Origin of the sequence: Pseudomonas sp. JQ170C (genome assembly GCF_035581345.1) — a bacterium.
Taxonomy (GTDB): domain Bacteria; phylum Pseudomonadota; class Gammaproteobacteria; order Pseudomonadales; family Pseudomonadaceae; genus Aquipseudomonas.
Genome location: NZ_CP141608.1, coordinates 4776657 through 4799053, shown reverse-complemented (window position 1 = coordinate 4799053; position 22397 = coordinate 4776657). Strand labels below are relative to the sequence as shown.

At 63.2% G+C, this 22397-nt stretch carries 14 protein-coding genes; 4 read left to right on the top strand and 10 right to left on the bottom strand.

Annotated features, from left to right (window positions below):
* Nucleotides 1–39: 39 nt before the first annotated feature.
* Nucleotides 40–4341 carry a DNA glycosylase AlkZ-like family protein gene (locus tag U9R80_RS21810; protein WP_301841243.1) on the bottom strand — a complete coding sequence of 1434 codons (4302 nt, stop codon included), beginning with the start codon at nucleotides 4339–4341 and terminating at the stop codon, nucleotides 40–42.
* A gap of 140 nt (nucleotides 4342–4481) precedes the next feature.
* Between U9R80_RS21810 and U9R80_RS21805 the strand changes: the two genes are divergently transcribed.
* Nucleotides 4482–4895, top strand: coding sequence for an NUDIX hydrolase (locus tag U9R80_RS21805; RefSeq protein WP_301841244.1), 414 nt, complete (start codon nucleotides 4482–4484; stop codon nucleotides 4893–4895).
* 24 nt (nucleotides 4896–4919) lie between these two features.
* Nucleotides 4920–5558: a LysE family translocator gene (locus U9R80_RS21800; protein ID WP_301841245.1), complete on the top strand. Its 639-nt coding sequence runs from the start codon at nucleotides 4920–4922 to the stop codon at nucleotides 5556–5558.
* Between the two features lie 3 nt (nucleotides 5559–5561).
* Here U9R80_RS21800 and metR read toward each other — a convergent pair whose 3' ends face one another.
* Nucleotides 5562–6479: a transcriptional regulator MetR gene (gene metR, locus U9R80_RS21795; protein WP_301841247.1), complete on the bottom strand. Its 918-nt coding sequence runs from the start codon at nucleotides 6477–6479 to the stop codon at nucleotides 5562–5564.
* A 108-nt stretch (nucleotides 6480–6587) separates the two neighbouring features.
* On the opposite strand from metR, the gene metE reads away from it, so the two are divergent.
* Nucleotides 6588–8900 carry a 5-methyltetrahydropteroyltriglutamate--homocysteine S-methyltransferase gene (gene metE / locus U9R80_RS21790; RefSeq protein ID WP_301841248.1) on the top strand — a complete coding sequence of 771 codons (2313 nt, stop codon included), beginning with the start codon at nucleotides 6588–6590 and terminating at the stop codon, nucleotides 8898–8900.
* Nucleotides 8901–8940: 40 nt separating this feature from the next.
* On the opposite strand, the gene U9R80_RS21785 is transcribed toward metE, so the two are convergent.
* On the bottom strand, nucleotides 8941–14253 hold the full coding sequence (locus U9R80_RS21785; protein WP_301841250.1) for a hypothetical protein: 5313 nt from the start codon (nucleotides 14251–14253) through the stop codon (nucleotides 8941–8943).
* A gap of 200 nt (nucleotides 14254–14453) precedes the next feature.
* Here U9R80_RS21785 and U9R80_RS21780 point away from each other — a divergent pair, with 200 nt between their 5' ends.
* Entirely contained in the window at nucleotides 14454–15443 is a 990-nt protein-coding gene (locus U9R80_RS21780; protein ID WP_301841252.1) for an alpha/beta fold hydrolase, read from the top strand.
* On the opposite strand, the gene U9R80_RS21775 is transcribed toward U9R80_RS21780, so the two are convergent.
* From U9R80_RS21775 to U9R80_RS21745, 7 genes are all read right to left on the bottom strand, one after another.
* Nucleotides 15440–15766, bottom strand: a complete 327-nt coding sequence (locus U9R80_RS21775) for a GlpM family protein (protein ID WP_274115392.1) — start codon at nucleotides 15764–15766, stop codon at nucleotides 15440–15442. The two genes, U9R80_RS21780 and U9R80_RS21775, sit on opposite strands and share 4 nt — an antisense overlap.
* 33 nt (nucleotides 15767–15799) lie before the next feature.
* Entirely contained in the window at nucleotides 15800–17074 is a 1275-nt protein-coding gene (locus U9R80_RS21770; protein ID WP_324805255.1) for a sigma-54-dependent transcriptional regulator, read from the bottom strand.
* A 47-nt stretch (nucleotides 17075–17121) separates the two neighbouring features.
* A complete protein-coding gene (locus U9R80_RS21765; protein WP_301841256.1) occupies nucleotides 17122–19029 on the bottom strand; it encodes a sensor histidine kinase in 1908 nt (635 codons plus the stop codon).
* 65 nt (nucleotides 19030–19094) lie between these two features.
* Nucleotides 19095–19829 carry an amino acid ABC transporter ATP-binding protein gene (locus U9R80_RS21760; RefSeq protein WP_301841258.1) on the bottom strand — a complete coding sequence of 245 codons (735 nt, stop codon included), beginning with the start codon at nucleotides 19827–19829 and terminating at the stop codon, nucleotides 19095–19097.
* Entirely contained in the window at nucleotides 19826–20494 is a 669-nt protein-coding gene (locus U9R80_RS21755) for an amino acid ABC transporter permease (RefSeq protein ID WP_301841370.1), read from the bottom strand. Before U9R80_RS21755 ends, U9R80_RS21760 begins: the two co-directional genes overlap by 4 nt.
* On the bottom strand, nucleotides 20491–21237 hold the full coding sequence (locus tag U9R80_RS21750) for an amino acid ABC transporter permease (protein WP_301841259.1): 747 nt from the start codon (nucleotides 21235–21237) through the stop codon (nucleotides 20491–20493). The genes U9R80_RS21755 and U9R80_RS21750 overlap by 4 nt, the downstream gene beginning before the upstream one ends.
* A gap of 99 nt (nucleotides 21238–21336) precedes the next feature.
* Nucleotides 21337–22269, bottom strand: coding sequence for a glutamate/aspartate ABC transporter substrate-binding protein (locus tag U9R80_RS21745; RefSeq protein WP_301841260.1), 933 nt, complete (start codon nucleotides 22267–22269; stop codon nucleotides 21337–21339).
* Nucleotides 22270–22397: the final 128 nt, after the last annotated feature.

The following is a 22397-nucleotide window of genomic DNA, read 5'->3' as shown; positions in this document are numbered from 1 at the left end:
CTTGCCGTCGATTGGGTGGAGTAAAAATCATTCTCACCGCTATAGGCCGGGTTCGCGGATCAACCGGTCCCGCAGCTCGCCCTGCTGCGCAAGCTCCAGCGCAGTATCGAAGTGAACCGTCCCGGCAATCAGGCTGGCCACCGGCACGCCGTCGCGGTAGAGCAGGCGATTGCTGCTGAGCGCTGGCACTCTGGTTCCCGGGTGCAGGGTTCCCGGGTGCAGGGCCCCAGGCAGCAGGGTGCCGACCAGGTTGAGCGGGTCGCTGCCGCTCAGCGCCACCAGGCTGGCGTCCAGCGGGCGCCGCCGCACTTCGCGCAGCAGCGCCACGGCTTCGGGCAGTGCGAATTGCTCGCCTGCCAGGCCACTGATGAAGCGCCCGCCACGAATCTCGCCACGGGCTTCCAGGCGGTGGTAGCAACGCAGCAGTTCGCGCCAGCTCGGCAGCCAGTCGGCCTCGCGCTCCAGCAATCGCCAGCAGATCACGCCGTAGCGGCGCAACAAGGTACGGGCGATGTGCTCCAGGCTTTCCTCGCGATCGGGCGCCGCAGCCTTGCGCAGCAGGGCCCAGCGTCCGGCGTCCTGCATGCCGCCGAACGCGGGGCCGCGACCGCGACGGTGGCTGCGCCCCTGGCGCTTGCTGGCCGGGGTGATCAGCGCCCGCAGGCCGGCAAAGCTGTCGGCACTGATCAACCCGGCGGCGACCAACGCCTGCAGGGCGTTTTCCAGCTCGCTGGGCAGCAAGTGGGCGTCATGCACCAGCTCATCGAAGAACAAGGCGCCGTGTTCACTGAGCACCGTATACACCCGTTGCGCCTTCAGGCTCAGGTCGCTGCTCTCCAGTGCCGGGCTCAGCGCTCGCCACAGCCCCAGGCGGGCACGTGGCAACAGCACCAGTGGCGTGCTGCGCAAGGTGGTGGCCGCTGCACCGGGCGCCAGGCGAGCCCACGCGAACTTGCCGGCGCGGCAGGCTTCATCCAGCCAAGTCGGGTTGTAGTCCTTGATGCGGCTGGGCAACAAGTCGGACTCCCAGGCACTTGCCGCTGCGGGATAACCCTCGAACTGTTCCAGCACTTCGCTGAGCGCAGCGGGGCCTTGCAGGCGCGTGGTCGCGCTCAGGTGCTGCCAGTCGAAAAGAAAGCGCATGAAATCCTGCAGGCTGACCGGCTCTATTTCCCGGCGCAGGCGCTTGACCGTGTAGCGGTGGATACGTGCCAGCAAGTGCCGTTCGCACCATTGCAGGTCCGCGGTGCCGGGGCTGAAGTAGCCGCGCATCACATAGCCTTCGGCTTCCAGGCGCGCCAATGCTTGTTCGAGGTCGCTCATGGGCAGTTGCAGGGGCGCGGCGATCTGCGCCAGGGTCAGTGGGCCAAAGCCACTGAGGCGTGCGCGCAGCAGTTCAACCAGCGCGGTGTCGGCATCCAGGGGCTGATCGAAACCGGGCAGTGCCGGAACATCCGGTATCAACGCCGCGTGCGGGTACAGCGTGCGCAGCAGTGTCAGGCGCTCCCGGGCAAGCCACAGCCCTTGCAGGCAACAGGCTCGCCCTGCGCCCGCCAGTTCATCAAGCCACGTTTGCCAGCCGGGATTGGCCGCGACTTCGCGCTCGCTGATGCAGCCCAGGCTCATCAGCGCTTCATGCATTTCATCACTGCGGGTAGGCGCAGGCCAGGCTTCGGCTTCAACCGCCGCGATGGCGTCGGGGTCCAGGGCACCCAGGTCGTCGCTGCCTTGCACCTCGTTCCAGCGTCGGTTGAGCACAGCCTGGGTGCGCCGTTCTTCCAGCGGCGCATCGTCGAGAAAGGTGTAGGGGCGGGCATTGAGAATGGCCGACGCCAGGGGCGACGGGGCGGGCAGGTCGCGGCTGATCAATCGGATCCGGCCTTGTTCGATACGCCGTAGCAGGGTCAGCCAACCCTCGCTGTCCATGGCCTCGTGCAGGCAGTCATCGAGGGTTTGTTCAACCAGCGGGTGATCGGGTATCTGCCGCTCGCCGACGATGTTCTCCAGGCAGGCGATCTGATCGGGAAAGACCGCGGCGATCAGGTCTTCGCTTTTCATCCGCTGGATCTGCGGCGCCACCTTGCGGCCGCCGACAAAGCGCGGCAAGGCCAGGGCGACGCCGGCGTTCCAGCGCCAGCGTACGCCGAACAATGGCGCATCGAGCAAGGCCTGGATCAGGACCGACTCGGCATTGTTGCTTTGCAGGTAGCGCCACACCTCGTCCAGGGCAAAGCTGTGACTGGCCGACAGCGACAGCACGATAGCGTCTTCGCTGGCGGCGGCCTGCAACTCGAAATTGAATGTGCGACAGAAGCGCTTGCGCAACGCCAGGCCCCAGGCACGGTTGATCCGGCTGCCAAAGGGGCTATGGATGATCAACTGGGTGCCGCCGGACTCGTCGAAGAACCGCTCCATGATCAGCGTTTGCTGCGAGGGCAGGGCGCCCAGCACTTCGCGGGTGCGGGCCAGGTAGTCGAGCAGTTGCTCGGCGCTGTCCGGGGCCAGACCGATGTCGCTCTGCAGCCAGGCGAGCAGGGGGGGCAGTTGGCCGCCGGACTCGCCCAGGCGTCGGTCGATTTCGTCTTGCAGGCGGGCCACGCCGAACGACAGCTCATCGCTGCGCCCAGGGGCTTCGCCCAGCCAGAACGGAATGCTCGGGGGCAGCCCCTTGGCGTCCTCGACTCGCACCTTGCCGCTTTCCACACGCAAAATTCGGTACGAGGCATTGCCCAGCTGGAAGATATCGCCGGCGATGCTTTCCACGGCAAAGTCTTCGTTCACGCTACCGATGTTCAGCCCTTGGGGTTCGAGCAGCACCGCGTAGTCGGCATTGTCGGGAATGGTGCCGCCGCTGGTCAGCGCCGTCAGCTGGCTGCCGCGCCGCCCGCGCAGGCTGGCATTGACGGCATCGCGATGAAGGTAGGCGCTGCGCACCCCCTGGCGACCATTGAAACCCTCGGCGAGCATGCGCAGCAGGGCCTGGTAGTGGGCGTGGTCCAGGTCGGCGTAGGGCAGTGCCTGGCGCAGGCACTGGTACAGCGCGTGTTCATCCCAGGGCTGGCAACTGACCTCGGCGACGATCTGTTGGGCCAGTACATCCAGCGGTGCCCGGGGAATGTGCAGCAGGTCCAGCTCGCCCCGGCGCACGCAATCGAGCAGGGCCGCGCACTCGATCAGGTCGTCCCTGGACAGGGGAAACAAGCGCCCCTTGGGCGTGCCCTCGACCTGGTGCCCCGCGCGACCGACACGCTGCAGGAAGGCCGCAATGGAGCCGGGCGAGCCCATCTGGCAAACCAGCTCGACTTCACCAATATCGATCCCGAGCTCAAGGGAGGCGGTGGCGACCAGCACCTGCAGTTCGCCGCGCTTGAGGCGCTGCTCGGCGTCCAGGCGGTGTTCCTTGGCCAGGCTGCCGTGGTGCGCCGCCACCGCATGCTGGCCCAGGCGTTCGCTCAGGTGACGGGTCAGGCGTTCGGCCAGGCGCCGGGTGTTGACGAAAACCAGCGTAGTGCGGTGTTCCCGGGCAAGCGCCGCGAGGCGGTCATAGACCAGCCCCCAGACATCGGTCGCCATCACCGCGCCCAAGGGCACCGGCGGCACTTCAAGCGCCAGGTCGCGGGCACGGGCGTGGCCGATATCGACAAGGGCGCAGTCACGTTCCTTGCCCACCAGAAACGCCGCAACCCGTTCGACCGGGCGCTGGGTGGCCGACAGGCCGATCCGCCGCAGCGGGCGTTGGCACAGCGCCTGCAGGCGCTCAAGGCTCAGGCTCAAGTGGCTGCCGCGCTTGTTGCCGGCCAGGGCATGGATCTCATCGACAATCACCGTATGCACGCTGGCAAGGCCTTGGCGGCCGGATTCGGAGCCCAGCAGCACATACAGCGACTCCGGGGTGGTGACCAGGATATGCGGTGCTTTGCGGCGCATGGCCGTGCGTTCTTTTTGCGGTGTGTCGCCGCTGCGCACCGCCGTGCGGATCTGCAGGGGGGCATGGCCGTGTCCGACCAGGGCCTCGTTGATGCCGGCCAAGGGGGCTTGCAGGTTGATCTGGATATCGTTGGACAGCGCCTTGAGCGGCGAGACATAGACCACCTGGGTCTGGTCCGGCAGCTCGCCATCGGCCAGGCCCTGCTTGAACAGCTCATCGAGGATGGCGAGGAACGCCGTGAGGGTCTTGCCCGAGCCGGTGGGGGCGGCTACCAGCAATGACTGGCCGCGGCGAATCAGTGGCCAGGCCCGGGCCTGGGCTGCGGTCACGGTCGGGAAGCGACGCTGGAACCAGGTGCGGACGGCGGGGTGGAAGGCGTCCAGTTCCGGGTGGTTCATGGCGGGTAGGTTCATGGCCTGTTTATGCGGCCAAGCGGGCAGGGTTGCAAGGTGCGTTCGTCAGGCGGGGAAGCGCTCGTGTACAGATTGTGCGGGAGTTGTCTGGGTATTCGGGACATGTGATCCTTGCGCGCTTTTCCGTCACGAGGCTCACCATGAGCAAAACCATCCGCATCGCCGCCGCCCTGCTGCTTGACCCACAGGGCCGTACCTTGCTGGTACGCAAGCGCGGTACCCAGGCGTTCATGCAGCCCGGGGGCAAGATCGAGGCCGATGAGCAGCCGGTCAGTGCGCTGGCCCGAGAACTGTTCGAGGAACTGGGCCTGGTGATCGACCCCCAGGAGGCCAGTTACCTGGGGCGATTCACTGCCCCTGCTGCCAACGAGCCAGGCTATGTCGTTCAGGCCGAGCTTTTTCAGGTTCATACCGCACTCCCGGTCGAGCCTGCTGCCGAGATCGAAGAGGTGGTGTGGGTCTCGGCGCGCAAGCCGCTGACCCTCGAGCTGGCGCCGCTGACGCGGGACTTGATTCTGCCCCTGTACCGGCGATTAACTAGCCAGCCTGCCTGATCCCAACTTCGCAAAGGAATGCCCATGATCCCCGTTCAAGACTGGCTGCTGTTCACCGGTGCGGCCCTGCTGATGGTCCTGACGCCCGGCCCCAACATGATCTACCTGATTTCGCGTTCGATCTGCCAGGGCCGCATGGCCGGTATCACCTCGCTGGTGGGTGTGGTCGCCGGCTTTTTGGTGCACATGACGGCCGCGGCAGTGGGGCTGACGGCGTTGTTCATGGCGGTGCCGCTGGGCTACGACCTGCTCAAGTGGGCGGGCGCCGCCTACTTGCTGTGGATGGCCTGGCAAGCGGTGAAACCGGGGGCGCGCTCGCCGTTCGAGGCCCGTGAGCTGAGCCCGGATTCTCCGGCCAGGCTGGTGATGATGGGCTTTCTGACCAGTGTGCTGAACCCCAAGGTGGCGATGTTCTACCTCTCGATCCTGCCGCAGTTCATCTCCCCGGAGCATGGCTCGCTGCTGGCTCAGAGCCTGACGCTGGGCCTGACCCAGATCACCGTGAGTTTCTCGGTGAACCTGCTGATCGCGCTGTTCGCGGCAGGCCTTTCGGCCTGGTTCGTGCGCTATCCGCTGTGGCTGATGGTGCAGCGCTATGTGATGGGCTTCGTGCTGGCAGGGCTGGCGCTGCGCCTGGTGCAGGAGCAGCGCAAACTGGCGTGAGCCTCAACGCACCGCGCTGACACCGTCGAGGGTGGAGAAGGACGTGTCCTTGGCGGTCAGCAAAAAGTCGCGCATGTACGGCGCATCGAGCATGTCGGTGCGCACCGCCGCGTACAGCGTGGCAAACAGACCTTTCTCGCCCAGTCGCTTGCCCTTCACGTAGCCGCGCGAGCTGTACTCGTGCAATGCCCAGTGCGGCATGCCGCAGACACCCCGTCCGCTCGCCACCAATTGCATCATCATCACCGTCAGTTCGGCCGTGCGTACCTGGGCAGGCTCCACGTCGGCCGGCTCCAGGAAGCGGGTAAAGATATCCAGGCGGTCACGCTCCACCGGGTAGGTGATCAGCGTCTCGCAGGCCAGGTCCTGCGGCACGATGTAGGGCTTGCTGGCGAGCGGGTGCTGGTTGGCCACCGCGAGCATGGCTTCGTAGGTGAACAACGGCACATAGGTCAGGCCGGTCAGCTCCAGCGGGTCGGACGTCACCACCAGGTCGAGGTCGCCACGGGCCAGGGCCGGGAGCGGGGCGAAGGCAAAGCCCGAAGCCAGGTCCAGCTCGACCTCAGGCCAGGCGTCGCGGAACTGGTCGATGGTCGGCATCAGCCACTGGAAGCAGCTGTGGCATTCGATGGCCATGTGCAGGCGCCCGGCGGTGCCGCCGGCCAGGCGGGCGATGTCCCGCTCGGCGCCGCGCAGCAGCGGCAGGGTGGCGTCGGCCAGTTGCAGCAGACGCAGACCGGCGCTGGTGAAGCGGATCGGCTTGGTCTTGCGCATGAACAACTGCATCCCCAGGCGCTCTTCCAGTTCCTTGAACTGGTGGGACAGGGCGGACTGGGTCAGGTGCAGGCGTTCGGCGGCCTCCACCAGGCTGTCGGCTTCGCGCAGGGCGTGCAGGGTTTTCAGGTGGCGAATTTCCAGCACGGGGTGCTCCATGAATAAATTTTGAGATGAACACGAATTTATTGAGTTTGTCTCATGATGCCCTGGCTGTCGACAATAGCGCCATCTTTTACAGGGAGCACGATTGTCATGGCACTGGCCCACAACCTTGGTTTTCCGCGCATTGGCGCTGACCGTGAACTGAAAAAAGCCCAGGAGGCGTACTGGAAAGGCGACCTCGACCAGGCCGGTCTGCAAGCGGTTGGCCGTGAACTGCGGGCCCGTCACTGGCAACTGCAGAAAGATGCCGGCATCGAGTTGTTGCCGGTGGGCGACTTTGCCTGGTACGACCAGGTGCTGACCCACTCGCTGGCCTTCGGCGCTATTCCTGAGCGTTTCGCCAACGCGCTGGACAGCGATGGCCGGCCGACCCTGGACACGCTGTTCGCCATGGCCCGTGGTGCTACCACGAGCTGCTGCGGCGGTGAGCACGGCCAGGCGCAATACGCCCAGGAGCTGACCAAGTGGTTCGACACCAACTATCACTACCTGGTGCCGGAATTCAGCGCCGACCAGCGCTTCTTGCTGAGTTGGGAGCAGCTGTTTGAAGAAGTCGCCGAAGCCCAGGCCCTGGGGCATGCCGTCAAACCGGTGCTGATCGGCCCGCTGACCTACTTGTGGCTGGGCAAGGCCAAGGGCGCTGAGTTCGACAAGCTCGACTTGCTGGAGCGCTTGTTGCCGGTCTACGGTGAAATCCTCAGCCGCCTGTCCCGCCTGGGCGTGGAGTGGGTGCAGATCGATGAGCCGATCCTGGGCCTGGACCTGCCGCAGGAATGGAAAAACGCCTTTGAGCGTGCCTATCACATTCTCCAGTACTCGCCGCTCAAGAAGCTGGTCGCCACCTACTTCAGCGGCCTGGAAGACAACCTCGGCCTGGCCGTGGGCCTGCCGGTGGATGGCTTGCACGTCGACCTGGTCCGCGCCCCGGATCAACTGCCGGCGGTACTCGACCGCCTGCCTACCTACAAAGTGCTGTCGCTGGGTGTGGTCAACGGGCGCAACGTCTGGCGTTGCGACCTCGACACCGCCCTTGAGCAACTGCAGCAGGCGCGCCAGCGTTTCGGTGCCAATCTGTGGGTCGCCGGTTCCTGCTCGCTGTTGCACAGCCCGGTGGACCTGGCCCGCGAAGACAAGCTGGATGCCGAGCTGAAAAGCTGGCTGGCCTTTGCCGTGCAGAAGTGCGAAGAAATCGCGGTACTGGCCAAGGCCCTGGATGCGCCGCACCTGCCACGGGTCCAGAACGCCCTGGCCAACAGCCGCGCGGTGCAGAAGAGCCGTGCCGAGTCGCCGCGCATCCACAAGCCCCAGGTTCAGGCGCGTCTGGCGGCGGTCACTGCCGCCGACAGCCAGCGGCAGTCGGCCTTCGCCCAGCGTATCGACGCTCAGCGCCAGCGCTTGCAGCTGCCGGCGTTCCCGACCACCACGATCGGATCGTTCCCGCAGACGTCGGCCATCCGCCTGGCTCGCCAGGCGTTCAAGCAAGGCAAGCTGTCGGCCAACGACTACACCGATGCCATGCACAGCGAGATTCGCCATGCCGTGCAGATCCAGGAGCGTCTGGGGCTGGATGTGCTGGTGCACGGCGAGGCCGAGCGCAACGACATGGTCGAGTACTTTGCCGAGCAGCTCGACGGCTACATCTTTACCCGCTTTGGCTGGGTGCAGAGCTACGGCTCGCGCTGTGTGAAGCCTGCGATCATCTACGGTGACCTGAGCCGCCCGCAGGCCATGACCGTGGCCTGGATTGAGTACGCCCAGGGCCTGACCAGCAAAGTCATGAAGGGCATGCTGACAGGGCCGGTGACCATGCTGATGTGGTCGTTCCCGCGCGAGGATGTGTCGCGCAAGGTCCAGGCCGAACAACTCGCTCTGGCCATTCGCGACGAAGTGCAGGACCTGGAAGCGGCCGGGATCAAGATCGTGCAGATCGACGAAGCGGCGTTCCGCGAAGGCTTGCCCCTGCGCCGGGCGCAATGGCAACAGTACCTGGACTGGGCCGTGCACGCCTTCCGCCTGTGCTCAAGTGGCGTGCGCGACGAAACCCAGATACACACCCACATGTGCTACAGCGAATTCAACGATGTGATCGAGGCCATTGCGGCGATGGATGCCGACGTGATCACCATCGAGACCTCGCGCTCGGACATGGAACTGTTGGAGGCCTTCGAGGCGTTCGAGTACCCCAATGATCTCGGCCCTGGCGTGTACGACATCCACTCCCCGCGGGTGCCGGACACTGCAGAAATGGTCAAGTTGATGAGCAAGGCGGTCAAGCGCATCCCGGCCGAACGCCTGTGGGTCAACCCTGACTGCGGCCTTAAGACTCGCTCCTGGCCGGAGACGGAAGCCGCGCTGGTGAACATGGTGGCGGCGGCGCGACAGCTGCGCAGCGAGCTGGCGTAAAAAAACAACGGCGAACCCTGGGGTTCGCCGTTGTTGCTTCTTAGCGGGAGGCAAAATACGCCCTGGCGGTATCGAGTCTGATCGACCCGCGCCAGACATCGTCGGTGCGCAAGTAGCGGTCCTCCAGGCGTTTGAGATGCGCCGCACTGAAACTCTCGAACGGCGTTTCAAGGCCACGGTAATGAAAGTGGGCGTACCACATCACGGGGCGATTGGGCGCCGCCAGGTCGCGAACTTCATACTCCTGAAGAAAGTCACGATCTTTGAGTCGCTGCCGTTCGCCTATTGCCTGGATGCCGATGTGTTGTTGCTCGTACAAGTACATCAACTGCCCTTCATTCGGCCGGTGGCTGAGCTTGATCAGGTCGATCCGCAGTTGGGTGCCTTGCCGCCGCAGTTGGGTGGCCTGGGTTCGCAGCTCGGAGGTGTCGGCGTTGCTGGCGCCAAGGAGCTCGATACGATCGGCGCAGCTCTCCAGCTCCACGGCCTTGAGGTTCATGATGTCTTCAAGATCAGCCGGCACGGTAGCGGGCCCCATGTACCTGCGGACGCGGCTTCGGAAGTTTTCCAGATCGGCCAGTAGCTGCCTGGCCGTCTGCTTGAGATCGCGCAGTTCGTGGGGACGAACCGCTGGCGGCGCGGCCTGCTTTCTCCAACGGTCCCCCGACGGCTCGAACGTACTGACCGTGCCGCCCTCGGCGTTGCGCACAACAATCTGTTCGCCCGCCGTGCTCCCCGCGGGAAGATAGTCGCCGATGTAGAAGCTGCCATCTTCGACCTGGAACAATCGAGGTGCATGGGCGCCTTTGTTTACCCGTGGTTGGCCGGGAAGGCGTTGAATGGACTTGTCGGCCTGCTCGATGAGCAGGTCGAGGTTCTGATACAGCATCTTCAGATGGGGGGCATCAAACAGCTCCGGGATGCTGGCATAGGTGCTTTGCAGATCGAGCTTGTATTGACGGAAGACGTGCCGGGCCTGGGTATGGATTTCCCGGCGCTGGGCAGCATTGGTAGACACTTCCTTCAGATCGAGCAAGGTACTGCGCATCTGATGCACCTCGTCTTCGATGGTGCTCAGTCGACGGATGTAGAACTCGGCCAGAACAGAGGTGTTGGAGTACTTCTGCGCCGCGACCATCAGGTGGCGGGTGTTGTGAAAAACGAAATAGAGTTGATTCAGGTATTGCTCCCTCAGCTGATGGGCCAGCTTGAGAAACTCATAGTCTCTGACTTCGCTCAGGTACTGTTTGGCACGCGGGAAGGCTTCGCCGAGGGCCAGTAGCCCTTCCTTGAATCGGCTCTGAACGTCAGTTGCCTTTTCGATGAGTTGATCGGGGTCCGTCACGGTGTTTCGCAACGCGGCACTTTCATCCGTCTGGGCTGTTTTCAGGGCGGACAGTTTGCTCTTGAACTCGGCAGCGCCTGTTCGCAAGGAAGGCTGTGGGGGAGGGCTCGTGAGCGGGATCCAGCTATCGAGGTCCTGTTTCAGGGCGAGCAGTTGAGCTTTGCTGTCGAGGACGTGAAGCGCGTGTTTGCGCATGATCTGCAGCAATGGGGCTCGCTCCGCCAGATCGGTCAGGTCATCAAGCAGCAGGGAGGTTGCCAGTTGTTGGTACAGGTGGTGCTGGGCTTGGCTCGTTGTCAGTTCCATCAGGCCGATCAGCCGGTTACACAGGGCTCGGGCCACACGGGATTTTTGCGTGGTACAGGTATGTTTCAACGCCGGGACTTCGACTTTCAGCCGTTCGTCCCAAGCGCTGTATGACCTTTTGGCCGCGTCTATGTCGGCACGAAAGCGTTGTTTCATTTGCGGTATCGAGGACATTTGAACTTCAGGCGTTGCGCTTGAGAATGCTATGTATTGAGTGTTCGTGCGTTGTACAGACGCCTGAAACGTACGCTCGTCCACAAGGGATTGCGATTCCAGCATGCGCCGGCGCCGATGGACGCTGTCTACCAGAAAGCGTGGAAGCTGATCGCGGATAGCCGCAGGCCAGTAGGGGTCCAGTCGCTCGGCCAGGTGTCCGATGATCTGGCCCCCTCCAGCGCCACCTCCCAGCAGGTGCACACCGTAGAGTGCGAAGTGGGTGTCCCACTGGCCATTTTCGTCCAGTGCGAGATTTTTTCGCCACGTCTTGAGCGGGGTCCCACGCAGGCGCCAGGTGTGTTCTGTCTCAAGCCACTGCACATGGTACGGGCGGTCCTCGACCAGAATGAAGTCACCGTCGGGGTGCCGGTAGATACCGCGGTACTTGCCTTGGACGCCAGGTTCGATCCCCTCCAGCGACAGGGGGGCTTGATACTCATAGCCGTCGAAACGGGACAGTCGCTGACTGGCACTGGGCGTCCCCGGCCTGAAGCCCGATGCAGGGCCGCCTTGTAGCTGGTGCCACTGACGCAGACGGGTGAGTTGGCTGGCTGCGCCGGGATTGACCATGGCGCCGGGCACCAGGTCCATCGCGGCGTCGATGAACGCCAGCAGCGCGTATTCCAGTTCATCCAGTGCTCTGCCGATCTGACCGTTCACCAGTGCATTGGCGGCTTTGGCGCTGGCCTCGAAGAAGTCATAGATGCCGATGACGGTGCCGATCACCGGTAAAAAGCCGAGGGCCATCTTGATGTGGTTGAAGACCATGCCGCTCTGGTAGGCGAAGTTTTCCAGCCACAGTTGGTCGTTCGAGCGTGACGTTGCGCGATGGGCCTCCAGCATTCGGCCCTGATGGGCATCGAGCAAGTGCTGGGCAAGTGAGGTCGTGGCGGGCCAGGCAGTGCCAAGGCCAATGATGCCGTCGAACTCAAGCCTGATGGCTTCGCGCATCCGCGCGCAGTGGGCGTCGGGATTACCCAGCAAGGCACGTGCGGCGAGGTACTCGATCTCGCCGGTTTGCTTGCCGAGCCTGTAAAGGTCCAGGCGGGCCGCTTCGAGGCTGGGGTATTGGCGCAGGGGGCGCGTGGGATGCTCAGGGCGGTACAGTACCGTGAGGCCACTGCTCAGGTCGGTGATAAAGGTCACGCCAGAAAGAACCGTGCCGTGCAGGTTCGTATCGGCACCGCCGGTGGTGAGCATGGCGGGAATCAGGCGGATGTCGTGTCCATCGTGTCGGTAGGCTGCGGCGTTGTCGGCGTCGATGGCGATGTCCAGGATGGCCTGGGCCTTATCGTCCAGATCGCCTTTAGCCTTGGCCATGGCGCAGTGCATCTTCAGCATCAGGCGCAACGGATCGCCGAGTACCTCGCGCCGGAACTCGCGAGCGAAGGGGCCTTCGTCGATGCCGGCATAGGCCGCACGGATCTTGTCTTCGTACTGCCGCGCAAGATCAAGATTGCTGGCCATGCCCAGCAGATAATCTTTGTCGATGCGATCACGCAGGGCTTGCTCAAGCGCCGTGTCGGCCGTTTGCAGGCGCAACGCCATGAAGTGCAGGCGGTCTTTTATCCTGTCGTCGATGTGCTCCAGCAGCAGGGTTTCCAGCGTCACGGTTTCGCGTTCCCTGCTGGCGACCAGAACCGGTTTGACGGGTACGCCAGGCGCACCGCTGCCAGCGATGACATCTTTTTTCCAGGCGGTGTCTTGCGGCAGGTCCAGGGTAATCGGGCTGCCATCGTAGGTGGGGAAGTCCTGCCTCAGGTACGTGCTGATGTGTTGGCGGCAGAACAGCGCGCGGTTGGGCAGGTCACGGGCGATCAGCGCCTGGGCGCGACGCATGGCGGTGATGTAGTCGAGTGTGCTGGTTTTGAGGGCGAGGCGTTCAGGCGCCTGCAGGTCTTTCAGCCAGGGAGGGGACACCTGGCTCAAGGCCGCGCTGTGTTCCTGCTCCTGCAACTGCTTGAACGCAAAGTCGCGGGCCGCGTGGCGAGGCACGCTCCAGGAGTGCGTCAGTGTTTCTGCAGCTCGCTCCAGCGCATCGTTGCTGGCCTGGACAGGCTGGGCCTCAGGCGCGCAGCGCCTCAGGTGATACGTCAGGACCTGCGCCAGCACATTGCCGCTGAGCGGGACCAGGCTCAACGACAGATCGCTCGAGTCAGTAACGTCGAAGCAGCGTGCCAGTTCGTCCAGGTTGGCGCAGTGCAGCAGCCCGCCCGGATCGCCAGGCCAGTACAGCAACAGGCCCGGTGATGGCTGCGGGTCACCCAGGGTGATCACCACGCAATCGCGCACGACGGTGTCGGTACCCTTGAGGTGCAGGTGCGGATGGGCGGCGATGACCGCTGAATCGGCTGGCGGGAAGGATTCAGGAAAGCCCACCAGACCCTCGACCCATCGCAGGTGTTCGTCGTTGATCTGCCCCAGCAGGTGCTGGATACGGGCATGGGCATGCAGCCCTTGATAGTGGAAGTTGAGTAGAACGTCGCTGACGACGGGGGGCTGGGGTGGGGCCTGAAGGTACCGCTCGATGGCCCGCTCGGCGCCGGCACAGGCGGCCTCCAGCGCTGCGTGCTCACGCTTGAACGCCTGCAGTTTGTCGTCGCTCAGGGCGGTGAGCAGGTTGTATTGCAGGTTGATCTGTTGCCGACGAATGGCATAGGGCGTGTCGATGCCCAGGCTGCCAAAGTCGAACAACGAGCGGCCTGGAGGCTGCTCCTCTTCTTCGTTTTCGAGCGTGGGCGGGGTGTTCAGGACGCTCGGGCTGTATTGCCTGGCATCGACCCGGTGGACGAGGGTCAGGGCAAGCTCGGCATGGGTTTGAAGATCATTGCCGGGATTGTGGTCCAGGGCCTGGAGTCGAGCCTGCAGGAGGCTCTCGAACAAGGCGTCAAAGCCTGCCGAATCGTGGTCATCGTCGACCGGGTCGAGCGCCTGCACATCACCGTCAGCACTTGCCAGGGTGGCGTCCCGGCTTGCGCGCAGGTAGCCCTGATAGTGCTGTCGGGCGTGGCTGAGTCGGCTGACGGCAGTGCCTTTGGCACGCGCTGCCCAATAGTCATGCCAGTGCTGGCTGACAACGGCCGGCAACTCCAGGGGGGCGAGTTTGGCCATCAGTTGCGTCGCAGACAGCCTCAGGATCGGGTGTTGGGCGTCAACGCCGACGACCTGAGCGTGTGAATCGAGTTCTGCGGCTGCCCGAGGGTGGTGGCGGGTGAATGCCGCGAGTGCAATGAGATTGATGAACGTGCCTGAAGCATGAAACCGCAGGCCAGTGATATCAGGGTCGGTGTGCAGTTGCTTGTGCAACGCGCTGCGCAGCGCCTGGTACACCCCCGGTGCGTGGGCAAGCAGGTCATTGAAGGCGTCGAAATGGTGCTTCCAGCGTCGGGTGGCCTGGTTCGACCGTTCGATGTCGAAGGGGGTGGCGCTGATCAGTACGACAGGGGAAAGGGCATTCGGTACGTAGGTTTCAGATGGCTCGCTCATGAAAAGGCTTTCCGAAAGGGGGTGATGCCGAGAGTGGCAATCCCATTGGGCGGCCGATCCTGTGGGGGCAGGCGGTAGATAGTTAGTGAGGTGACCGCTGGGCCAGATTCATCAAACTGTCACGCAACTGTGGCAGCGCGATTGAATGAATTTCATCAGACTCGCGCTCTACTGGGGATTTGCATTCTGGTGTTTCACTCATGCGGGCTTTTTTGTTTTTTTTCCTGTTCTTATGCACTCACGTTGCGACGGCGGCGCGTTGTGACGTCCATGCGCCGGTGCAGCAGGCACGGCTGGCGCAGGTCAGCCTGGCCTACCAGAGCATCGGCCGTGATTCGGACCCTGCCTTGTTGCTGGTCATGGGCCTGGGAGGGCAATTGATCCATTGGCCCGATGAGGTGCTGGTCGCCCTGTGCCAGCAGGGCTTCAGGGTGATTCGTTATGACAACCGCGACGTTGGCCTGTCGTCCTGGAACCAGGCGCCGCCGGGCGCCAACCTCACCTATGAGTTGCTGCGCTACAAACTGGGCCTGTCGGTGGGGGCGCCCTATACCCTGAGTGACATGGCCGACGATGGCCTGAGCCTGATGAATGCCCTGCGCGTTGAGCGTTTTCATGTGCTTGGCGTGAGCATGGGCGGGATGATCGCTCAGCACCTGGCCGCAATGGCGCCGCAGCGGGTGGAGAGCCTGACGTTGATCATGTCCAGCTCTGGCGCTGTGGGCTTGCCGGCACCGAGCCCTGCGCTGGTGCAGTTGCTGGCCAGGCGCGGGGCGCCCAGTCGCGAAGTGGCGCTGGAGCAACAGGCCGACCTGCTGGCCGCACTGGGCAGTCCCCAGGTCAAGGATGATCGCCAGGCATTGCTGGAGCAGGCGGCGCAGGCCTATGACCGGGCGTTCAACCCCGAAGGCGTGAAGCGCCAGATCATGGCGATTCTCGCCGAGCCGAGCCGCGTCGAACTGCTCAACAACCTGCGCCTGCCGACCCTGGTGGTGCATGGCACTGCCGATCCGTTGCTACCCGTCATGCATGGGGTGCATCTGGCCGCCCATATCCAGGGCAGCCAGTTACGCTTGATTCCGGGGTTGGCGCACCGCTTCCAGGAGCAATTCAAGGCGCCCTTGCTGGCCGCCGTGCTGCCTTACTTGAAGGCCCATCGCGAAGACATGAGCCATTGGGCCCAGCTTTAGTGCAGGCGTACCCAGAGGCTGACCAGTACGGTCGCCGCGACCAGCCAGGCGACGGCCGCCAGGGCCAGTGAAGCCTCCAGGCGCATGCGGTCGACCAGCAAGTACAAGGCTGCCAGGTAGACGAAATACGGAATGATCGACCACATGCCGAACAGGATGGTGGTCTTCAGGTCGTCGAGCGAGCGGCCCTTGCCGACGATGTAGTGGGCGATCAGGGCGAAGGTCGGGAACAGCGGGACCAGTCCCGCAATGTAGTAGTTGCGGGTTTTTGCCAGCGCGGCAAGGATCACCACCACGGCTGCGCCCAGGCAGGCTTTGAGTATCAGGTCCACGTGCTTTCCTGTTGGTGCGGCGGGTTATCCCAGGCCATATTTTTTCACTTTGTCGAACAGGGTGGTCTTGGCCATGCCCAGCTCCTGGCTGGCCTGGCTGAGGTTGCCACCGGTGCGCTGCAAGGCATCGCTGAGCAGGTTGCGCTCGAACGCTTCGACCGCCTCGGCAAAACCCAGGCTCTGGTTGGGGGTGGCACCGGCTTTCTTGAAGGCCGGCAAGCCCAGGGCATAGCGTTCGGCAACGTTGCGCAGTTCACGTACGTTGCCCGGCCAATCGTGGGCCATCAGCCGCGACAGGGTCTGGCTGTCCAGTTGCGGCACCTCCCGATCGAAGCGCAGGGACGCCAGCTGCAGGAAGTGCTCGAACAACTGCAGGATGTCTTCGCGGCGCTCGCGTAGCGGCGGCAGTTCCAGGGTGACCACGTTCAGGCGGTAATACAGGTCGCTGCGAAACTGTCCACTCTGGCCCAGGGCATCGAGATCGGCTTTGGTCGCGGCGATCACCCGGCAGTCGACGGGAATGCTCTGGTTCGACCCCAGGCGTTCCAGAGTGCGTTCCTGCAGGACCCGCAACAGCTTGATTTGCAGGTTGATCGGCATGCTTTCGACTTCATCGAGGAACAGCGTGCCGCCATTGGCATGTTCGATCTTGCCGATGCGGCGCTTGCCGGCACCGGTGAACGCGTTGGCCTCGTGACCGAAGATCTCGCTCTCGAACAGGTTCTCCGGCAGGCCACCGCAATTGAGGGCCACGAACGGCTGCGCCTGGCGGCGGCTGAATTCGTGCAGGCAACGGGCGACCAGCTCTTTGCCGGTGCCGGTCTCACCTTCGATCAGCACGTTGGCGGAGGTGTCGGCCACATTGGCAATCAACTCGCGCAGGTTCTGCATGACCGGCGAGCGGCCGATGATCCGGCCTTCCAGGGTGCTCTGCTCGGCCAGTTGCCGGCGCAGCGCGAAGACTTCCCGCGAAAGCCCGCGTTGCTCCAGGGCGCGGCGCACCACTTCGACCAGGCGCTCCGGGGCGAAGGGCTTTTCCATGAAGTCGTAGGCACCGTTGCGCATGGCGCCAACGGCCATGTCGATATCACCGTGACCGGTGATCAGTACCACCGGCAGGCTGCTGTCGCGCGCCTTGAGGCGACCGAGCAGCTCCAGGCCATCAATGCCGGGCAGGCGGATGTCACTGACCACAATCCCGGCGAAGTCATCACCAATGCGTTGCAGGGCCTCTTCGGCGCTGCCGACACCTTCGCAAGCGATGTCTTCCAGCGCCAGGGCTTGTTGGCAGCCGAGCAGCACATGCGGGTCGTCTTCGACAATCAGGACGGTAAGGGGCGCTTGGTTCATAGGGACTCGGCAGTTTCTGTGGGGGCATTGACCAATGGCAGGGTGAGGACGAACGCGGTACCACCGCCGGTGGGGTGTTCGACACTCAGGTTGCCTTTGGCTGCGGCCGCGAGGCTGGCGGACAGGGTCAGGCCCAGGCCCAGGCCTTGCTCTCCCGGTTTGGTGGTGAAAAAGGGCTCGAACAGGTGCTTGCGCGCTTCGTCATCGATGCCGTGGCCGTTGTCGCGCACCCGCAGGCGGTACTTGTCGCCCTGCAGTTCGCCTTCCAGCCAGAGCTGGGGCAGGGGTTGGGCGGCCATGGCGTCGAGGGCGTTGCCGATCAGGTTGACGAGGATTTGCTCGAGGCGCGTCTGGTCGATGGCCAGTTGCTGGTCATCGAAGTGGCTGTGCAGTTTCAGGTGACACCCTGCAATGCGGCTGCCCAGCACTTGCAGGCTGGCCTCCACGGCCTTGGCCAGCGATGCCTGGCCGCTGTCGTCGCCGCGCCGGGCGAAGGAACGCAGGCTGGCCGTAATGCGGCCCATGCGGTCGATCAAGTCGTTCATGGTGCGCAGGTTGGTGCTGGCGGTTTCCAGGGCACCGCGCTCAAGGAAGCGCACGGTGTTGCCCGAAAGGGTGCGCAAGGCTGCCAACGGCTGGTTCAGCTCATGGGCGATGCTGGTGGACATCTGGCCGATGGCGGCAAGCTTGCCGGCCTGGACCAGTTCGTCCTGGGCGTGGCGCAGGGTTTGTTCGGCATGCCGGCGTTCGCGGATCTGGCCGATGAGGCGTTCGTTGCTGGCCCGCAGGTCGGCGGTGCGCTCGGTAATCTTGCGCTCCAGCTGGCTGTTGGCTTCTTCCAGGGCTTCGCGGGCAGCCAGGCGTGTGGCGATCACCTTGCGACGCTCGTTCCAGGCAATCAGCAGGATGGTCAGCAAGGCAAACGCCACGGCGACCAGCATGCCCTGGATGGTCGACTCGCGGCGCAGGTCTTGCAGCGGTGTGAGCAGGGTGAAATGCCAGGGCGTGTCGTTAAGCCGCCGTGTCTGGGCCAGGTAGGCGACTTCGTGGCTGCCATCTCCGAGTTCGGCATTGGCCGGAAAGCTCAGCTTTTCGATGCCGTCGGCGTATTTTTCCCGCGACAAGGGCTGCAGCTCGTTGAGCGGCCACCAGTAATACTGCAGGCTGCGGGCCAGGCGCTCCTTGGTTTCCGGGCTCAGCGGACGTACTGACTTGAGGCGCCGGGCCGGGTCGCTGGAAAGGATGATGATGCCATTCTCGTCGCTGACGAAGGCCTCCAGGCGTGCGCGCTGCCAGCGTTCTTCCATCGCTTCCAGGCGCACTTTGATCACGGCCACGCCAATGATCTTGCCGTGTTCTTCCAGGCCATGGGCCAGGTAGTAGCCAGGCTCGCCATTGGTGCTGCCAATGCCATAGAAGCGCCCGGGCTGGCCGCGCACGGCGTCCTGGAAATAGGCACGGAACGACAGGTCTTCACCGAGGAAACTGTCGACATCGCGCCAGTTGCTGGTGGCCTGCACGCGGCCGGTGGTGTCGAGCACGAAGATGGCCCGGCTGCGGCTGCGCCGGTTCAGGCCTTCGAGGTATTCGTTGACCGCCTGGCGACTCTCGCCATCGGTTTCAGTCAGCAGGCTGGAGACACTGTCTTCCAGTTCCAGCAGGCTGGGCAGGTAGGTGTACTTGCTGATTTCGCTCTCGACCCCGCGCGCGTGCAGCTCAAGCTGGCGCTCGCCGGTTTCGCTCAAGGTGCGGATGCCGTTGTGCTCGCTGATCATGAAGCCAGCCACACCCAGGCCAATCATCAACAGGATGATCAGGGGTGGAATCAGCAGTTGGCGGATCAAACGGGGTTTCACGGCAAGGGCAGGCTTGGCTGGGCGAAAGAGCGTGGGATCGCATTTCATCACAGTGGCCCTGTAACTAACAGCACTGCCTGCCCGGCGTACACCGGACAGGCAGTATTAACACCTCAGTGCTGCAGGATTTTGCTGAGGAAGTGCTGGGTACGCTCATCGCGGGCGTGCGGGTCACCGAAGAATTCTTCCTTGGTGCAGTCCTCGATGATGTTGCCCTTGTCCATGAAGATGACGCGGTTGGCGACCTTGCGGGCGAAGCCCATTTCGTGGGTCACGCACATCATGGTCATGCCTTCGTTGGCCAGCTGGACCATCACGTCCAGCACTTCGCTGACCATTTCCGGGTCAAGGGCCGAGGTCGGTTCGTCGAACAGCATGACGATCGGGTCCATGGCCAGTGCGCGGGCAATCGCAACGCGTTGCTGCTGGCCACCGGAGAGCTGGCCCGGGTGTTTCTTCGCCTGGCTGCTCAGGCCGACGCGATCGAGCAGGGCCAGGCCCTTCTTGGTCGCTTCGGCTTCACTGCGGCCCAGGACCTTGCGCTGGGCAATGGTCAGGTTTTCGGTGATGGTCAGGTGCGGGAACAGCTCGAAGTGCTGGAACACCATGCCGACCCGCGAGCGCAGTTTTGGCAGGTTGGTCTTGGGGTCGGCGATCGAAGTGCCGTCGACGATGATGTCACCCTTCTGGAAGGGCTCCAGGGCGTTGACGCACTTGATCAGGGTCGACTTGCCGGAACCGGACGGGCCGCAAACCACCACCACTTCACCTTTCTTGACGTCGGTGTTGCAGTCGGTCAGAACCTGGAAGTCGCCGTACCACTTGTTGACGTTCTTGATGGAAATCATACGGTTATCCTTTTCTGCAGACGCTTGACCAGGAAGGAAGCGGAGAAGCTGATGACGAAGTACACGATACCGGCGAAGACCAGGAACTCGTTCGAGCGTCCGATGATGTCGCCGTTGGCACGTGCGGAGTTGAGGAAGTCCACCAGGCCGACGGTGTAGACCAGCGAGGTGTCCTGGAACAGGATGATGCTCTGCTGCAGCAGCAGTGGGGTCATCTTGCGAAATGCCTGGGGCAGGATGATCAGGCGCATGGTCTGGCCGTAGGTCATGCCCAGGGCCTGGGCTGCGCCCATCTGGCCTTTGGAGATCGACTGCACACCGGCACGGACGATTTCACAGAAGTACGCCGCCTCGAACATCATGAAGGCCACGACGCAGGAGGTGAACGCACCGACCGGGGTGTCTTCGCCGGTGATCCAGCGCAGCACGAACGGCACCGCCAGGTAGAACCAGGTGATGACCAGCAGCAGCGGGATGGAACGGAAGTAGTTGACGTAGGCCCCGGCAACGTTTGCCAGGAGCTTGCTCGACGACAGCCGCATCAGTGCCAGGACGGTGCCCAGCGCAATACCGCCGACCACGCCCATGACCATCAGTTGCAGGGTCATCAGCATGCCGTTCCACAGGCCCGGCAGGGCGGGAATGATTCCACTGAAGTCCATTATTTACCCCCCACGGAGATCAGGCCGGGCACGGCGACTTTCTTCTCGACCATGCGCATCAGCAGCATCAGGCCCATGTTCAGGGTGAAGTAGATCAGGGTCGCCAGGGTGAAGGCTTCAAACAGGTTGGCTGAGAATTCGGCGGTCTGCTTGGTCTGTGCCAGCAACTCCATCAGGCCGATCAGCGAGGCCACCGAGGAATTCTTGAACACGTTCAGGAATTCGGAGGTCAGCGGCGGAATGATGATCCGGTAGGCTTGCGGCAGCAGCACGTTCCAATAGATCTGCGGCAGGCTGAAACCCATGGCGCGGGCTGCGGCTTCCTGGCCGCGGGGCAGTGCCTGGATACCGGTACGCACTTGTTCGCAGACACGGGCGGCGGTGAACAGGCCCAGGCAGATCACCACACTGATGAATGCCGAGGTGGTCGGGTTGAGGTCTTGCTTGAACCACTCCTGCAGGCCTTCTGGCAGCAGGTCGGGCACCAGGAAGTACCAGATGAACAGCTGCACCAGCAGCGGTACGTTACGAAAGAGTTCCACGTAGGCCGTGGCAATACCCGATACCAGTCGGTTCGGAACGGTACGCATGACGCCGAGTACAGAACCCAGCATCAATGCGATGATCCAGGCGGCAACGGCAATGCCGATCGTCCAGCCCAGGCCGGTGATGTACCAGTCCAGGTAGGTTTCGCTGCCAACGCCGGTGGACTTGAAGAATACGCCCCAGTCCCAGTTGTAATTCATCGGGATCTCCCCTCAGATCAGTTGTTTCACGGGCACCTTCGAGCATCCGAGGGCGTAACACGCCCTCGGATGAAAGGTTAGACACTAACTAGCTGGGGATCAGGACTTCTTTTCGTCTGCAGCTTTGTCGGTAGGATTGGCGATCAGCGCCTTGAGCTCGTCGCTCATTGGGAATTGCAGGTTCAGGCCTTTTGGCGGGACTGGCTGGTTGAACCACTTGTCGTAGATCTTGTTGATCTCGCCCGACTTGTAGAGGGCCACGATGGCCTTGTCGACCGCTTCCTTGAACGGTGCGTCGTCCTTGCGAACCATGCAGCCGTAGATTTCATAGGACTGCGGGGTGCCGACGATTGCCCAGCCTTTCGGGTTCTTGGCCTTGGCCATTTCGCCGGCGAGCAGTGCGTCGTCCATCATGAAGGCCACGGCGCGGCCGGATTCGAGCATCTGGAAGGATTCGCCGTGGTCCTTGGCCGAGATGACGTTCATCTTCATTTGCTTGTCGGCGTTCATCGACTTGAGGATGCGCTCGGACGTGGTGCCTGCGGTGGTGACCACGTTCTTGCCGGCCAGGTCCGGGAAGTCCTTGTACTTGGCGTTTTCCGGCTTGCCGTCTTCGGCTTTGGTCAGCAGGCGGGTACCCACTTCGAAGATACCGACCGAGAAGGCCACTTGCTGCTGGCGCTCGATGTTGTTGGTGGTCGAGCCACACTCGACGTCAACGGTGCCGTTCTGTACCAGCGGGATGCGGGTCTGGGAAGTGACGAGGTTGTACTTGACCTTCAGGTCTGGCTTGTTCAGGTCCTTTTTCAGGGCCTCGACGATTGCCAGCTGGATGTCATGGGAGTAACCGACGGGTTTACCCGAAGCGTCGGCGATGTAGGAGAACGGAATGGAGGCGTCGCGGTGCCCCAGGGTAATGGTGCCGGAGTCGTTGATTTTCTTCAGGGTGCCCGTCAGCTCGGCGGCGGTGACTGGCATGCTGATCAAAGCAGCCGCGACGGCTGCGCCCAACAGGTGGGGAACGATACGCATCAAAATTTCCTCGACGTTGTTTTTTTTATGAAGCCGTTGGCGGGCTCTTCGTTCAGCGAACACTGCAATGAAGCGTTTTGCGCATTCGGGTACTGAGTGTAGAGCATGACTCATGCCAAGCCCTGACT

Bases quoted from the DNA above. Each gene is read 5' to 3' on its own strand.
- U9R80_RS21810 (WP_301841243.1), bottom strand. From the start codon at position 4,341: ATGAACCTACCCGCCATGAACCACCCGGAACTGGACGCCTTCCACCCC.
- U9R80_RS21805 (WP_301841244.1), top strand. From the start codon at position 4,482: ATGAGCAAAACCATCCGCATCGCCGCCGCCCTGCTGCTTGACCCACAG.
- U9R80_RS21800 (WP_301841245.1), top strand. From the start codon at position 4,920: ATGATCCCCGTTCAAGACTGGCTGCTGTTCACCGGTGCGGCCCTGCTG.
- metE (WP_301841248.1), top strand. From the start codon at position 6,588: ATGGCACTGGCCCACAACCTTGGTTTTCCGCGCATTGGCGCTGACCGT.
- U9R80_RS21785 (WP_301841250.1), bottom strand. From the start codon at position 14,253: ATGAGCGAGCCATCTGAAACCTACGTACCGAATGCCCTTTCCCCTGTC.
- U9R80_RS21780 (WP_301841252.1), top strand. From the start codon at position 14,454: ATGCGGGCTTTTTTGTTTTTTTTCCTGTTCTTATGCACTCACGTTGCG.
- U9R80_RS21765 (WP_301841256.1), bottom strand. From the start codon at position 19,029: ATGAAATGCGATCCCACGCTCTTTCGCCCAGCCAAGCCTGCCCTTGCC.
- U9R80_RS21760 (WP_301841258.1), bottom strand. From the start codon at position 19,829: ATGATTTCCATCAAGAACGTCAACAAGTGGTACGGCGACTTCCAGGTT.
- U9R80_RS21750 (WP_301841259.1), bottom strand. From the start codon at position 21,237: ATGAATTACAACTGGGACTGGGGCGTATTCTTCAAGTCCACCGGCGTT.
- U9R80_RS21745 (WP_301841260.1), bottom strand. From the start codon at position 22,269: ATGCGTATCGTTCCCCACCTGTTGGGCGCAGCCGTCGCGGCTGCTTTG.